The 14317-nt window shown below is 48.0% G+C and carries 13 protein-coding genes; 7 read left to right on the top strand and 6 right to left on the bottom strand.

What is annotated here, in order from left to right:
• Positions 1–2: 2 nt before the first annotated feature.
• The 3 genes from coaE (at position 3) to yacG (ending at position 2713) form a co-directional block, all read left to right on the top strand.
• Positions 3–614 (top strand): dephospho-CoA kinase, encoded by a 612-nt coding sequence (gene coaE, locus L1285_RS11095; protein WP_235412384.1) that lies wholly within the window; start codon positions 3–5, stop codon positions 612–614.
• Positions 615–722: 108 nt separating this feature from the next.
• Positions 723–2399, top strand: coding sequence for a type IV-A pilus assembly ATPase PilB (pilB, locus tag L1285_RS11090; protein WP_235412383.1), 1677 nt, complete (start codon positions 723–725; stop codon positions 2397–2399).
• 71 nt (positions 2400–2470) lie between these two features.
• Positions 2471–2713 (top strand): DNA gyrase inhibitor YacG, encoded by a 243-nt coding sequence (yacG, locus tag L1285_RS11085; RefSeq protein WP_235412382.1) that lies wholly within the window; start codon positions 2471–2473, stop codon positions 2711–2713.
• Positions 2714–2772: 59 nt separating this feature from the next.
• On the opposite strand, the gene L1285_RS11080 is transcribed toward yacG, so the two are convergent.
• Entirely contained in the window at positions 2773–3267 is a 495-nt protein-coding gene (locus L1285_RS11080) for a Spy/CpxP family protein refolding chaperone (protein ID WP_235412381.1), read from the bottom strand.
• 210 nt (positions 3268–3477) lie between these two features.
• On the opposite strand from L1285_RS11080, the gene L1285_RS11075 reads away from it, so the two are divergent.
• Genes L1285_RS11075 through L1285_RS11065 form a run of 3 tightly spaced genes read left to right on the top strand, consistent with a single transcriptional unit; the run spans position 3478 to position 6545 of the window.
• Positions 3478–4164: a response regulator transcription factor gene (locus L1285_RS11075; protein WP_046006260.1), complete on the top strand. Its 687-nt coding sequence runs from the start codon at positions 3478–3480 to the stop codon at positions 4162–4164.
• A gap of 1 nt (position 4165) precedes the next feature.
• Positions 4166–5545, top strand: a complete 1380-nt coding sequence (locus L1285_RS11070) for an ATP-binding protein (protein WP_235412380.1) — start codon at positions 4166–4168, stop codon at positions 5543–5545.
• Entirely contained in the window at positions 5535–6545 is a 1011-nt protein-coding gene (locus L1285_RS11065; RefSeq protein WP_235412379.1) for an alpha/beta fold hydrolase, read from the top strand. The genes L1285_RS11070 and L1285_RS11065 overlap by 11 nt, the downstream gene beginning before the upstream one ends.
• Here the strand turns inward: L1285_RS11065 and L1285_RS11060 are convergent.
• The gene (locus tag L1285_RS11060; RefSeq protein WP_275041937.1) at positions 6506–7396 is read right to left on the bottom strand and encodes a cation diffusion facilitator family transporter; all 891 of its coding nucleotides are present in this window, start codon (positions 7394–7396) and stop codon (positions 6506–6508) included. The genes L1285_RS11065 and L1285_RS11060 overlap by 40 nt on opposite strands.
• 196 nt (positions 7397–7592) lie before the next feature.
• On the opposite strand from L1285_RS11060, the gene trmL reads away from it, so the two are divergent.
• A complete protein-coding gene (gene trmL, locus L1285_RS11055) occupies positions 7593–8057 on the top strand; it encodes a tRNA (uridine(34)/cytosine(34)/5-carboxymethylaminomethyluridine(34)-2'-O)-methyltransferase TrmL (RefSeq protein WP_235412378.1) in 465 nt (154 codons plus the stop codon).
• 50 nt (positions 8058–8107) lie between these two features.
• Here the strand turns inward: trmL and hpf are convergent, their stop codons facing one another.
• From hpf to L1285_RS11035, 4 genes are all read right to left on the bottom strand, one after another.
• Complete coding sequence (hpf, locus tag L1285_RS11050) at positions 8108–8464, bottom strand: ribosome hibernation-promoting factor, HPF/YfiA family (RefSeq protein ID WP_054014760.1); 357 nt, start codon at positions 8462–8464, stop codon at positions 8108–8110.
• A gap of 215 nt (positions 8465–8679) precedes the next feature.
• On the bottom strand, positions 8680–10815 hold the full coding sequence (locus L1285_RS11045; protein ID WP_235412377.1) for a YjbH domain-containing protein: 2136 nt from the start codon (positions 10813–10815) through the stop codon (positions 8680–8682).
• A gap of 261 nt (positions 10816–11076) precedes the next feature.
• Complete coding sequence (locus L1285_RS11040; protein ID WP_235412376.1) at positions 11077–13014, bottom strand: polysaccharide biosynthesis protein; 1938 nt, start codon at positions 13012–13014, stop codon at positions 11077–11079.
• 124 nt (positions 13015–13138) lie between these two features.
• The gene (locus L1285_RS11035) at positions 13139–14314 is read right to left on the bottom strand and encodes a DegT/DnrJ/EryC1/StrS family aminotransferase (RefSeq protein ID WP_235412375.1); all 1176 of its coding nucleotides are present in this window, start codon (positions 14312–14314) and stop codon (positions 13139–13141) included.
• Positions 14315–14317 lie beyond the last annotated feature (3 nt).

Here is a 14317-nt window from a genome sequence, read left to right as displayed (position 1 = left end):
CCATGGCCAACTGGATCTTAGGCTTAACCGGCGGGATCGGTGCCGGTAAAACCACAGTGTCCGACTACCTCAGTCAACAAGGGATCTGCGTTGTGGATGCCGATGTGGTGGCAAGGGAGGTCGTCGAGCCTGGCAGCCAGGGGCTGGAGGCCATTGTGAGCCATTTCGGCAAGCACATCCTGACAGAGGAAGGCACGCTGGACCGCCAGGCACTGCGCGCTATTATCTTTACCGACGAAGATGAAAAAAACTGGCTGAACAACTTGCTACATCCGATGATCCGCGCCCAGCTGCTGGCACAATTGGCGCACGCCGACAGCGATTATGTTATTTTGTCGGCGCCTTTGTTGTTTGAAAATACGCTGGATAAATACTGCGATAAAACCCTGCTCGTCGATGTGCCTGTGGAGGTGCAGATAGCGCGCACCTGCGCACGAGACAATGCCCACCGGCAGCAGATTGAGCAAATCATTGCAGCGCAAATGAGCAGAGCCGATAAGCGCGCGAAAGCCGACTTTATTCTCGACAACAATCAACCGCTTGAAGCGATGCAAGCACAACTTACTGCCTTACATAAAAGCTTTTTGCAGCTTGCAGAGGCCAATCATGCGTGATGGGTGGCATACCCGCCCACACCTGGCCCGGTTTGCTATTAATTCACTACCCGGATCACCGCATTTTTTGCTACATTTAGTGTAACTCGTTGAAGTCTTAAGAGCATTATGGAACATCACTCGCCATTACTGAGAAAGTTTATTACCCTTGGCAAACTCACTGCTGAGCAGGTTAAAGCCAAACAAGCCGATGCCCACTCAACGGCAGAGCTCATTTGCCTGTGTAGCGGCATGAGCAGCCAGGAGATGGCCGAGCAATGCCTTGACTTGTTCAGGGTCCCCTATTTTGATCTGAGCGGCTTTGACATTACTCAGGTCCCCAAAGAGCTGGTTAAAGAAAAGCTCATTCGCCAGCATCATTTGCTGCCGCTGGTGAAAAAGGATCGCAAACTCTTTATTGCGACTTCAGACCCTACCGACTACGGGGCTTTTGAGAACTTTGAATTCAGCACCGGTTTGCAATGTGAAGTTGTGGTTGTCGACTATAAACTGCTCGACCAGAAAATTGACCAACTGTTTGACGATAACAGCAGCCTCAGCCTGAGTGAGGATGAATTTAAAGAATTCGCCAGCCTGGATGTTGAGGACGAACCCAAAGCACAAAACAACGATGAAGAAAAAGACGACGCCCCTATCATCGTTTATATCAATAAGATCCTGATGGATGCGATCAAAAAAGGCGCATCGGATCTGCACTTTGAGCCCTATGAAAAGAAATACCGGGTGCGCTTTCGTATCGATGGTTTGCTACATGAAATGGCCAGCCCGCCTCACGCCCTCTCCAGCCGCTTATCGGCCCGTATCAAGGTAATGTCTCACCTGGATATCGCGGAAAAGCGCAAGCCACAGGATGGCCGCATTAAGCTGAAGATCTCCGAGCGCAAGAGCATAGATTTTCGTGTCAGTACCCTGCCAACCATGTGGGGTGAAAAAATCGTAATGCGGATCTTGGATTCATCCGCCGCCAAGCTGGGCATTGAAGCGCTTGGTTATGAAGCGGATCAGAAGAGCATGTACCTGAATGCACTTGAGCAACCACAGGGGATGATCCTGGTCACCGGTCCGACAGGCTCGGGTAAAACCGTGTCGCTTTATACCGGCCTGAATATCCTCAATAAGCCGGAGCGCAACATTAGCACGGCGGAAGATCCGGTGGAAATCAACCTGGAAGGCATTAATCAGGTACAGATCAACACCAAAGCAGATATGACCTTTGCCAATGCATTGCGGGCTTTCCTGCGTCAGGACCCCGATGTCGTCATGGTTGGTGAGATCCGTGACCTGGAAACCGCTGAAATCGCCATCAAGGCTGCCCAAACCGGCCACCTGGTGATGAGTACCCTGCACACAAACTCTGCCTCAGAAACCCTGACCCGCTTACTCAATATGGGTGTACCTGCCTATAACGTGGCCAGCTCAGTCAGCCTGATCATCGCTCAACGGCTGGCTCGCCGCTTATGCCCCAAGTGCAAAGAGCCAGAGCAGTTGCCCACCGAAGAATTACAACGCCAGGGCTTTACTGCTGAGCAAATTCAGAATATGACCCTCTACACCCCCAAAGGGTGCGATCATTGTACCGATGGTTACAAGGGCCGGGTCGGTATTTATGAAGTGATGAAGATCACACCGGAAATCTCACATGCCATTATGGAAGGGGGTAACTCACTGGAAATTGCCGAGCTTGCCGCGAGCCAGGGATTTGCGAATCTGCGTCAGTCCGGGTTGAAAAAAGCATCGGATGGGATCACGTCTCTGGCAGAGATTAACCGGGTAACCAGTTACTAATTAGTCTGCGACCCGTGACGCCCAGACGACCACACAGTACAATAGAGAAAATGAGTTATACTGAGGTGCTTATGCCTGTTTCTGTAAAATGTCCTACCTGCCAGGGGGCCGTGGTCTGGTCGGCGCAAAGCCCACATCGTCCTTTTTGCTCTAAACGCTGCCAGCTTATAGATTTGGGTGAGTGGTCTGAAGAGAACAATAAAATCTCAACACCACTCAACAGTGCCGATCTGTCGCCGGAAGCCGCCAGAGATATGGTGGAAGATCTGGAAGCAATGCTGGCCAAAAACGACGATAATTTCTTTAAAGAATAATCCCTGCCCGGTAGTCATCCGGGCAGTTTCTCTTTTCACAATCGTTACGAAGACGGGTGTTAATGGTGCTTTTTAGCCATACGCTTGTGACGCAGCTGCTTGAGTTTGGCGCGCTGCTCTTCAGTTAAAATATGATATACCTTGTGCTGTGTTTCCAGCCGGATAAGCATCATTTCACGCTTCTGTGGCTGAAATTGCTCCAGCAACAGTTGTGCCTGTGCTTTGTCGAATTGTTCTGCCTCAATCAATGATTTAAACGCCTCATGATGCTCACCTTTGTCTTTGTCACCGCGCAAATTTTTCACCTGCTCGCGCTGCGCGTCAAAAAGGATTTTTAACTCATCCTGCTGACTTTGGGTCAGACCCAGGTGCTTTACCGCACGCTTTGATAGCAGCATATGGCCCATACTTTTCATCGGCTTCATATTAGCAGCTTTAGGCTGCGCCTCATTCACGTCGGTATCAGCCAGTGCGGCACCACTGCCGGCCATCACTGAGGCCAGTAACAGTGCTTTAACTGTGTGACGGATCTTGGTTTTAGTGTGTGTATTCATGGTAGCGTCTCCTGTTAAGTTGGATATCACTTTAGCAACGCCAGAGCAAAGCAACGTCAAGGTTGTGTAAAGTTTTGTCAAGTGCTGTTTCAGCCCCCACACATTCCTGGATCATCCCCCTAATGTATTGAGCGTAAAGAAGTGTAAAGTCAGTCACCTTACTTCTATAGTAAGGTAAGATAGACACAGGAACAGAGACTGAGTAACAGTATGAGCGCCAATGTACTGATAATTGACGATGACCGGGGCCTGTGTGAACTCTTGCAAGAGTATCTGCAAAGCGAAGGGTGTAATGTTTATGCCGCTTATACCGGCCCTGAGGGGCTGGATATGGCACTAACCAGAGAGTTTGATGTGATCCTGCTGGATGTCATGCTGCCCCAGCTGGACGGCTTTGAAGTGCTTAAAGCACTGCGCGCAAAAAAAATGACGCCGGTGATCATGCTGACGGCTAAAGGCGATGATTTTGACCGTATCTTTGGCCTGGAGCTGGGCGCAGATGACTATATTCCCAAGCCCTTTAATCACAGAGAGCTGCTGGCACGGATCAAGGCCATCACCCGGCGCATTGCACACCTGCTTAATAATTCCGTGGCACCCAGTTTCAAATATCAGGATCTGGAGCTGGACCTGGCTTCACGCACTGCCAGCATCAAGGGCACACCATTACCACTGACTGGCACGGAATACGAGATGTTGCATCAGCTAATTAAATCGGCTGGTCAGCCGGTGACCAAACAAACCCTGTCACACACTGTGCTTGGCCGCCCTTTAGCACCTTATGACAGATCGGTTGATATGCATGTCAGCAATGTAAGAAAGAAAATCGCACAGCACAGCTCGCATACCTATATCAAAACATTACGTGGCTCAGGCTATATTTTTCTAAAGGCATAGCGTGAGGAAGTACTTACTAATAAAAGTATTCGTGTGGTTTTGGGGAACGATTGCCGCCACTTTAGTGCTGCTGATGAGTGTCAGCCTGTTGCAGCCCAAGCTATTAGAAACTCGCCAGCTAAGCCCGGCTATGTTAAAGAATCTGCACCACCTGCAACGAACTTTGAAACGCCGCGCTGACAACCGCCCGGAGCAACCTCTTGCCACTTTACTGCCCGGTCGTAACCGCACTCACGGGCCAAAAATTTACTTACGCCACAGCGACGAATTAAAAAGTGTGCTGAGCCACCCAACTTTGCTGGAATGGGACTTGTCGCTCCTGAACTTTACCGTCAATGCCCCCCCGCAGGTTGTCGACACCGAGCAGTACCGGGCTTTTGGCCCGCTGGATATTCGGCTACAGGGCGAATCGTATCAGCTTTTTCAACTGATGGATCACCGCGATCCCAGGGTGCTGACAAAGATCAGATTGCTGCCAGCGTGGGTGAAAATACTGATCCTGCTCCTCGCCAGCTTTGGCTTTAGTCTGTGGTTTACCCGTGGCCTGCTCAAACCCGTCAGGCAGTTACAACAAGCCGCTGCAGCACTGGCACAAGGTAAATTGGATACGCGTGCAAACATCAGCACATCACGCCAGGACGAACTGGGGCAGCTGGGGAAAGACTTTGATCTGATGGCCAGCCACCTCGAGGCACATGTCACACAACAAAAGCGCCTGCTGGCAGATATCTCTCATGAGCTCAGATCTCCGCTCACTCGCCTGCAGATGGCAAATGGCATAGCCAGCGATAAAGCACCAGAATCGCTCATGCCCTATTTGCAAAGAGTCGAGAAAGAAGCACATCTGCTTGAACATATGCTGAGTGATATCCTGCAATTATCGCGATTGGAATCTCAGCAGCAACAAGTGAGCCTGCATGCAATATCACTGGCTGACTTGCTGGACCCCATCCTGGACGATGCCAGTTTTGAGAGTCAGCAACTGGGCAAAGAGGTCAACTGGGAAACATTACCCGACCTGACCCTGACAGTGGATGACATGCTACTTGGCCGTGCGTTTGAGAACATATTGCGAAACGCCATAAAGTACGCAAACAAACAAATTACACTGGATGCGCAATGTGAAAACAACCGGCTGAGCGTGACGATTTGTGATGACGGACCGGGAGTCAGCGATGCCATGCTGGAAAAACTCTGTATTCCTTTTTTCAGAGCCTCAGAGGCACGCACACCAGAGGGAACTGCAGGCTCAGGCGGGTTTGGCCTGGGACTGGCAATTGCGCAACATGCCATAAAAGTGCATCATGGCCGTATTCAGTTTAGTAACCACGGTGGTCTGCGTGTCATCGTAGAGCTGCCAATAGACAAGCATGTTTTATAGCGAAAGTAAGCACTTATCCGATAATCTGGCGCAAATAGAAGCGCACTGGCAAGCCTGCCAAAAAGGCACCTTTGACAGCCCGGTCGGGCCGCTCTTTTATGCCAGCCATATACCCGAGCATGCCCGGTTTGCCGTCATACTGGTCAACGGCCGGATAGAATCGGCACACAAGTATCAGGAGTTGATCTGGGAGTTTAGCCGCAATCAGGTTGCCGTTTTCACCTATGATCACCCTGGTCAGGGCCTGTCTGGCCGCTTTCTTAGCAACCTGCACATTGGCTATATTGAGCGGTTTGCGCAGTACGGTGATTGCCTTGATGCGTTCATCAACCAAGTCGTCTTACCTCAATGGCACGGGCAAAGCGTAATTCTGGCCCATTCTATGGGCGGCGCTATCACCTGTGATTATCTCACACGTTACAGCAGCCCCGCCGTTGGCGCCTTTCTCAGCGCGCCTATGCTTGCGATTAATACAGCACCCTACCCAGCCTGGCTGGCTCAGGGAATTGCTACCACAGCCTGTGCGTTAGGGCTGGGACAAAGTTATGCCGTCGGTCAGGCGGATTACATGCCCAAAGCCTTCGCAGACAATGAGTTGACGCAGTGCGAACTGCGCTATTCGATATTCAGGCAGTTATATCAGCAGCACCCTGACTTGCAGCTGGGCGGGGTCAGTTTTCGCTGGTTGCAGCAGGCACTGCAATTTACACAGAGCATGGTACAGCAACGCATTGATCTGCCAGTGAGCATCGCCAGCGCACAACATGACAGCATAGTTTGCTCCGCCGCCCATACACATTTTGCGGCCAACAATGTCGCTTGCCAGCTACACCATTACCCGGGTAAACACGAGCTATTATGTGAGAAAGACACAGTCAGACGAGCAGTGCTGAACCAGTTTTATTCGTTTGTCCACCAGCTCATTGGGCAGGGATCGACAACAGCCCCCTCTTTGTCTGACTATGTGACCGGTGATACCGCCAGTGACACCGGATCCTGATGGATCAGAATGTCCATCTCCGACTCAAACGCCGCTTTAATATGGGCCACCACTTCATCACTGATCTGATGTGCGCGGGCTAGCGGAATATGGTCGTCCAGTTCCAGGTGCAGTTGTACAAACTTCACTTTACCACTTTGCCTGGTTCTTAGGTCGTGCACCCCATAAACCTCCTCATGGCTGGATGCCAGCAGAATGATCTCGGTTTTTTCTTCATCGGGCAGCTCTTTGTCCATCAGGTGATCTGCACTCTCCCGGGCAATTTCCCAGCAGTTATAGAGTAAATAAGCTGCAACCCCGATGGCGAACAGAGCGTCTGCGTGCTGAACCTGCCAATGGCTCAACAACAGGGCCGTAAGCACTGCCAGGTTAAGAAGAATATCTCCTTTGTAGTGTAAGGAGTCGGCTTTGATGGCGATTGACTGAGTACGCTTTACAACCTGGTGCTGTACAACGACCACCGCAAATGTACAAGCAACCGCAAACAGGCTCACCCAAACCCCCAGCAGGCTGTGCTGGATGGTTACCGGGTTAAATAAGCGCTCGATGCCATGAAAGGTCAAAAGACAAGCCGAGCCCGCAATAAACGCCGCCTGACCGAGTCCAGCCAGTGCCTCAGCCTTGCCGTGACCGAAGCGATGGTCATCATCAGCCGGGCGAAGCGCATAGCTCAGCACCAAAAAGCTCATCATAGATGCACTGACATCAAGCAGAGAGTCAGTGAGCGATCCCAGCATGGCCGCGCTGCCGGACGCCAGCCACGCCCAGGCCTTAGCCGCTATCATCAGCGCCGCCATGACCAGCGTAAAGATACTGGAAAATCGAACTAAAAAGTTATAATTATGGGTCACCTATTACCTCAACAACCTCGTTAAACTCCGGGTTAGGCTTATCTTATAGTGTAAGTCATGAAAATGAAAAATTAGTGACGCCGGATTGAATAGTTAGACAGGTGGGCCTTACTTCTACCGGCTCAGATACCACCACATCTTTTAGCCCTTGTGCAGGATGCGTTATACTGCAGGCAATATCATTTTGAGGTTTTCCATGTTAGACATCGTATTATATCAACCTGAAATTCCCCCCAATACGGGCAACATCATTCGCTTGTGTGCCAATACTGGGTTTTCTTTGCACCTTATTGAGCCTTTGGGCTTTGACTGGGACGACAAGCGGGTCAGGCGTGCCGGCCTGGATTATCATGAATTCAGTGAAGTAAAACGCTACCCTTCACTGGAGGACTACCTCGCAGCGCGCAAGCCAAACAGAGTGTTTGCCTGCACCACGAAAGGCACCCGGTATCATCATGAACCAGACTATCAAAGTGGTGACTGCCTGTTGTTTGGTCCAGAAACACGGGGCTTGCCGGAAGATGTTATTTTTTCATTGCCACCTGAGCATCGGCTGCGGATCCCCATGCGGCCAGATAGCAGAAGCATGAACCTGTCTAATGCAGTTTCTGTGTTTGTGTATGAATCCTGGCGCCAGATGGGCTTTGACGGGGCTGTGTGAAGGGCATTACGAATGAAGCCACCGCTTAGGTGGCTTCTTTGTTTTTATCTCTAATTCAGGTTCATTTCCTGAATGATTTCATGGGCAATCGGTGGCGTCGTGCTCACAGGTTTTTCGTGTTTGTTGGCCTTAAGCTGGCCTTTTCTGTGTTTTAGTGCAGCGTCTAATTTTTTAGCTGCATTTGCAATGGCCGGATACATGACGTCATCCTCTCCTCTTACGGATATCCGGGCTCCTGAATAATTGGTGTTGATCTCAGTATAAAATTTCTTGTGTTCCTTACTGACTATGACGTCTATCGACAACAGCGACGGGAAGTGGTTAGCAACTTTGGCAAACTTTTCATCTACGTGTTGTTTTACTGCTTCAGTCATATCTACATGGTGGCCTGAAAGATTAATTTTCATAAGCGCTCCCTTTTGTTGTTTACCTATAACTAAGTATTGGAGCGAAAGACACAATTCTCAAGCATAAATTTCAGATTTTTGTCATCAAACTGAATTTATTTGTGATGGATCACAGTTACAGATCTGTTGCTGATAAAACATTCAAAAAAAGGGGCTGGCAGGGTGAAAATGGCACGGGCTGATAATGGGATCAGCCCGACTTGTTAACGGTAAAATTATTTAAAGGTCAGATACGCCTCACGCAGCCTGGCAAGGTTGGCATAGACATAACTGCCCGACAATCGACCCTGGTTAAAGTAGGTGCGATCAAGGCTAACAGAGGTTTCAGGGATATAGCCTTTTTTGTAAACCAGCGCATTTTTATTCTCACCAATACGTGTACCCACACTATGTCGCCATGCCTGATTCCCTTTCACCTGCCCATACTTAGATACGGCCATGTCTTTTCTTGGTGTCAATGGGATACTGAAAGATATACCAGCAACCTGCACATCCGTATCGTAGGCATAGACTGACACATAGCTGTCGCCAAACCAGAACTTGGTCTCTACTTTCATACCCTTGTCGCGCCGCCAGAATTCGCCCCCGGAGAGATGGAATGAAATATCTTGCTCAACCCAATGATACTGGTATCCCATAACATGATAGTCACGGTCTTCATTGTAATCTTGATAGTCGAAGAAACCATAGGTGTTATAGAGCTTATGGCGTCCAGACGGACTTATCCAGGCTGTTTCGTTGATAATGCCAGTGTAATCATAATATTCACGGAAAAAGCCTACCTGAGTTTGGTTGTACAAGCCAAATGGCAAATCCAATGTTTGGTAGAAGATAGCCCGCTCCAGGCCATTTCGTTCTCGGCGCGCCTCAAAAATACCACCGGCTTCAAAGTGTTCTGTGTCAGCAACCACGGTTTGTGCTGTGATATTGACACCTGCGCCACGCCATAGCGGGATTTCAAGATCCGCTCTGAGTGCTAATGAGAAGTCATACACGCCCAACTCAGTGGCATACGTTGAACTCAATGCCGGACCTAAGGTCAAACGCGGTTTGAAGTAAGGGCTGTTCACGGAGCCATCGCCAATCCAGGCGACGCCACCCGGAACATCCATCATACCCTGGCGAATAACAACACCCGGCGAGGTCCCCTCAGTGATAAACTGTCGATAGCTGTCCACTTGCCCTGACAAAGACAATAGCGGAATATCATGTTTGCTCAGCTGAACTGTATAGCTTGCACTGTCATCACTGATATATTGTGCAACCCGACCCAGTACAACCCCTATCGCATCCAAGTCATTGCGATTAAACACTGGGTTTTCGAACTTAACTACAATAACAGGTTCGCGATTCATACCCACCTGAACGTTCTCAAACCCATCTGCAACTAGCGCCTGCTTAAGCGCCCGGATCTCAGTGTTCAATTCACCGACATTGACTTTCTGAGTCAAGTCTAGAGCATTACTTTGCGTTTTTGTGGCTAAATTAGCTGATCTAGGGGGGACAGCTCTAGGTGGTTTCGCCGGCTGTACACCTTGCTCTGACAACTGTGCTATTACACCTGCATTGTCCGGCGCAGGTTTTATTTCTTGATAGTCAGCTCGGGATTGCTCGGATAATGGCATAGAAAAATTAATGCCGTAATAGGTATCTCTTTCGCTATGTTCTGTATTACTGTAAAAGCGACTTGTCAGCGTCAGGGTGCCAAGATCAAACAACCAGGCTTTAGGGACTGTCACACGCGCGGCCGCATTCACCGCTTCAGCATCATGCTCAAGTTGCAAAGCAAACCACTCCAAAGGCTGCCATTCAACACCCGCAAACACGCCATCCATCATACCGATTTCGCTTTTACTGGTGCTTACCCCGGTCGAAAAGCGAAAGTCTAGCCAGTCTTTTGAGGCAACAGCGAAATAAGACTCATAGTGATTTGCTGCTCCACCCATGTCTTTCCCGCCAATGGCTAAGTCAAACCAATCTTCAGGCACAAACGGGATTTGATATTTAGCATTGAAGGATAAATCTCGAACTTGATCGTCACCTAACGCAGCTAAAAGAAACCCATTGTCGTGCATGCTACTGCTGGAAATCTGACCGCTGATTTCTAACCCAGGCCACATACCTGCCGAAAAAATATAATTGTAACCATCAACATAGTCTAACCCCCTAAAGTTGAGCTGGTTGTTATAACCGATGTCAATCACGCCTGGCGCTAAAACCTTTGCAGAGGGCGTATTCACTAAACCTGTAGAGCCAGTAAAATTTTGGTGATTTTTTGGTGCCTCACTGGCACCACTAGGTAGCGATATAGATAACAGGCTGCTTGCCAGAATAGGGGTTAATTTAGACATAGTCCTCTGTCCGGTTAAGGTATTCAGTTTTAGAGAAAATTTAAGGCTACTATAACACTAAGAGCTTTATAAATGGGAGTGAAAAAGAAACAGTCAACGGTCAATAGATATATTGAAACACAACAAAAATGGACTGAGCTACAGCATGTGCATCAGTTTTTTACTCATCTCAAAATAGCTAGAACAACGTAGCAAGCAACCTAACAACCGAAGACCCGCAAAGCAAAAATAGCCGAGCGATTATACTACTCAGCTAACCTATTACTTAAGATTAACCACCTTATTCTCAAGCTGTGATTCGGCGTTCTGCCTTGCATTCCACACGAGATCACAAATACCATCTGTGGGACTGAATCCAGTTGGCGCTTTCAAAAGTAGCTGTCTTATCACCTCATGATCAAAATCATGGCAGGCCTTATCTAGTGAATCTAAAATATCTTCAAGTTCTTTTAGCGGCAACATCACTTCATTTGCAGTCATAATCCGCTCATGGGTGGTCTGTTCAACGTTCTCACCAATAAGTAGCTCTTCATATAACTTCTCTCCGGGTCTCAGGCCAGTACATTTGATTTCTATATCACCATGTGGGTTGGTTTCACTTTTTACCTCAAGCCCCGACAAGTGCACCATTTTTACCGCCAAGTCCTTTATTTTGACCGATTCCCCCATATCAAGGACAAACACATCTCCACCCCTCCCCATGGCACCTGCCTGAATAACCAACTGAGCAGCTTCTGGGATAGTCATGAAGAAACGCGTTATCTCTGGATGAGTTAACGTGATTGGACCGCCCTGTTTAATTTGCTTTCTAAATAAAGGCACAACCGAACCTGAAGAACCAAGCACATTGCCGAAACGCACCATACAAAAACGGGTTTTATTTTGCCCTTTTGCTAAACCTTGCAGTACCAGCTCAGCCATTCGCTTGGTCGCCCCCATTACATTGGTGGGCCTAACCGCTTTATCTGTGGAAATCAGAACAAAAGTTTTAACGCCGGAATTAATAGCTGCTTTGGCTGCGTAATAAGTACCAAATACATTGTTACGCACCCCTTCAACAACATTGTGTTCAACTAAAGGAACATGTTTGTAAGCTGCTGCATGGTATACAGTCTCTACAGCAAAGGCCTTCATGCATGTTTCCGTTCGGTTAATTCGTTGTACAGAGCCAACGATTGGTATAATCTCAATATCCAGCCCTTTCTTTCTGATAGTTTCAGAGAGTTCTTTTTCAATTGAGTATAGTGCGAACTCTGAGAGCTCAAATAAGACCAACTTACTAGGTTGATTATCAACGATTTGGCGGCATAACTCAGATCCGATAGACCCGCCAGCACCTGTAACCATCACACATTTATCTTTAATATTTGCAGTCATCAGTTCAGATTTAGGTGAAACGCTATCGCGACCAAGTAAGTCCTCGATTTCTACGTCCTTGATTTCATCCAGATTTGCTTTGCCTTCGACCACATCAGCCATACCAGGGATAGTAAGTACTTCCACAGGTAGCTTTTCTAGCTTAGCAAGCACCTCTTTGCGCCGGGCTCTTGATGCGCTGGGTAACGCCAGAAGGATTTTTTTTACTCTACCTGCATCTATCAACCTATAGAGTGATTCAAACGCAACAACCGGGATCCCCAGAATAATTGAGTTATGTTTATAAGTGTCGTCGTCGATGAATGCGGTAACATAGTAATCAGGTCCCGCTCCTAGCGCAGTCGCCAGCTGCCTCCCAGCATCACCAGCGCCGTAAATAACTATTGGTAGCTTATTGACAGATGCAAGCCTGCCAACCATCGATCTTACCATTATTCTGGAGCCACCAACTGACAGAATAACCAGCCATGCATAGATCAGCGGCATTGTGCGTGGAATGCTAATTTGCAGGAAAAAAGCCAATATCACAAGCGTAACAGTGCTAATGACGGTGCCTGTAACTATTGCTCCCACTGCATGTGCACCAACATATCTTAGTACCGCTCGATATAAACCAAGGTTAATAAAAGAAAACAAGCTAATGGGAAGAACGAGGCTCAACAAAAGCCAGTTATAGCTATACACCAATGGCTCAAAGCTATCGAGACGTACTATCAAAGCAAGCCAGAAAGCACTTATGATAAACAACGAATCAATAAACAAAGTAATTAGGCGCTTTTTTGCCCGCGAGGCACTCAACATTGAGCGCAAATAGCTATCCATGAAACATCCTTAAGCTTAGTCATTTGGTCCACAAAGACATATTTATTGTTGCATGATAAATGATATATAAAAAAGCACAGTTAGCCAACTTAATACACTGTGCTTAGGGTAAAGCTTGGTCAACCTAACGACAAGCCATGGTAAATACTTCGCGGATCACCGCTGTGGTTTTCACCATTTCTTCACTCGTGAGCGTTGGGTGAACTAGAAACATGATTGAGGTTTCCCCAAGCTCTACAGCGTTCTTCAAACGCTCTTTTGGTCTCCAGGGAGTGCCGTCAAATGCCTTTTCAAGATAGACCTCTGAACAGCTTCCTTGAAAGCAAGGAACTCCTAACTCACCTATTTTTTGAACTATTTTATCTCTAGTCCAGCCCTGGGCAAGATTCTCTTGGCGAACAAATACATAGTGTTTATATTCTGCATGTTCTATATGCTCAGGTACATCTACAAGCCTTACAGCACTCAAGTCGCCAAGTGCTTTGTCGATGAGTTGTGCATTTTTCTGGCGTTTTCCTGTCCACTCAGTCATACGAGTCAGCTGTATACGGCCTATTACGGCCTGCATTTCAGTCATGCGCCAGTTGGTACCAAAACTTTCGTGTAACCACCTAAAACCGGGAGGATGTTCTCGATTATAAATTGCGTCGAAGCTCTTCCCATGGTCCTTATAGCTCCACATTTTTGACCACAGTTCTTTCGAGTTAGTGGTGACCATCCCCCCTTCTCCGCCCGTTGTCATAATCTTATCTTGACAAAAAGACCATGCGCCAACATGACCAATAGAGCCTACAGATTTACCTTTGTACTTAGCACCATGCGCTTGCGCACAATCTTCAATGACATAAAAACCATGCTCTTCACTTAACGCCATAATGGCGTCCATTTCTGCAGGCATACCTGCTAAATGAACCACAATGACAGCCTTAGTTTTAGGTGTAAGTACCGCTTTGATAGATTCAGCCGTAATAGCCTGACTATTAAGATCAACATCCGCAAATACAGGCGAAGCGCCAGCAGTGACAATACTACTGGCCGAGGCTAAAAAAGTACGCGGTGTAGTAATAACTTCGTCGCCAGTAGTTACACCTAACGCTTTTAAAGCAATATCAAGCGCAAGTGTACCGTTGCCCAAAGCTACGGCATATTCACTGTCAGCCCAAGCCGCAAATTCTTTTTCGAATTCTCGCCCTTCAGTACCTGTCCAATAATTTACTTTATTAGACAACACAACATTACTAACCGCATCAGCCTCTTCTTGTGTGAAGCTTGGCCAAGGAGAAAAAGGAGTATTTAACATTAT

Origin of the sequence: Pseudoalteromonas sp. DL2-H2.2 (assembly GCF_021532535.1) — a bacterium.
GTDB classification, from domain to species: Bacteria; Pseudomonadota; Gammaproteobacteria; order Enterobacterales; family Alteromonadaceae; genus Pseudoalteromonas; species Pseudoalteromonas rubra_A.
Note: the sequence above shows the minus strand (reverse complement) of the source record. Positions and strands in the feature narration are given on the sequence as shown.

Bases quoted from the DNA above. Each gene is read 5' to 3' on its own strand.
- coaE (WP_235412384.1), top strand. From the start codon at position 3: ATGGCCAACTGGATCTTAGGCTTAACCGGCGGGATCGGTGCCGGTAAA.
- pilB (WP_235412383.1), top strand. From the start codon at position 723: ATGGAACATCACTCGCCATTACTGAGAAAGTTTATTACCCTTGGCAAA.
- yacG (WP_235412382.1), top strand. From the start codon at position 2,471: ATGCCTGTTTCTGTAAAATGTCCTACCTGCCAGGGGGCCGTGGTCTGG.
- L1285_RS11080 (WP_235412381.1), bottom strand. From the start codon at position 3,267: ATGAATACACACACTAAAACCAAGATCCGTCACACAGTTAAAGCACTG.
- L1285_RS11075 (WP_046006260.1), top strand. From the start codon at position 3,478: ATGAGCGCCAATGTACTGATAATTGACGATGACCGGGGCCTGTGTGAA.
- L1285_RS11065 (WP_235412379.1), top strand. From the start codon at position 5,535: ATGTTTTATAGCGAAAGTAAGCACTTATCCGATAATCTGGCGCAAATA.
- trmL (WP_235412378.1), top strand. From the start codon at position 7,593: ATGTTAGACATCGTATTATATCAACCTGAAATTCCCCCCAATACGGGC.
- hpf (WP_054014760.1), bottom strand. From the start codon at position 8,464: ATGAAAATTAATCTTTCAGGCCACCATGTAGATATGACTGAAGCAGTA.
- L1285_RS11045 (WP_235412377.1), bottom strand. From the start codon at position 10,815: ATGTCTAAATTAACCCCTATTCTGGCAAGCAGCCTGTTATCTATATCG.
- L1285_RS11040 (WP_235412376.1), bottom strand. From the start codon at position 13,014: ATGGATAGCTATTTGCGCTCAATGTTGAGTGCCTCGCGGGCAAAAAAG.
- L1285_RS11035 (WP_235412375.1), bottom strand. From the start codon at position 14,314: ATGTTAAATACTCCTTTTTCTCCTTGGCCAAGCTTCACACAAGAAGAG.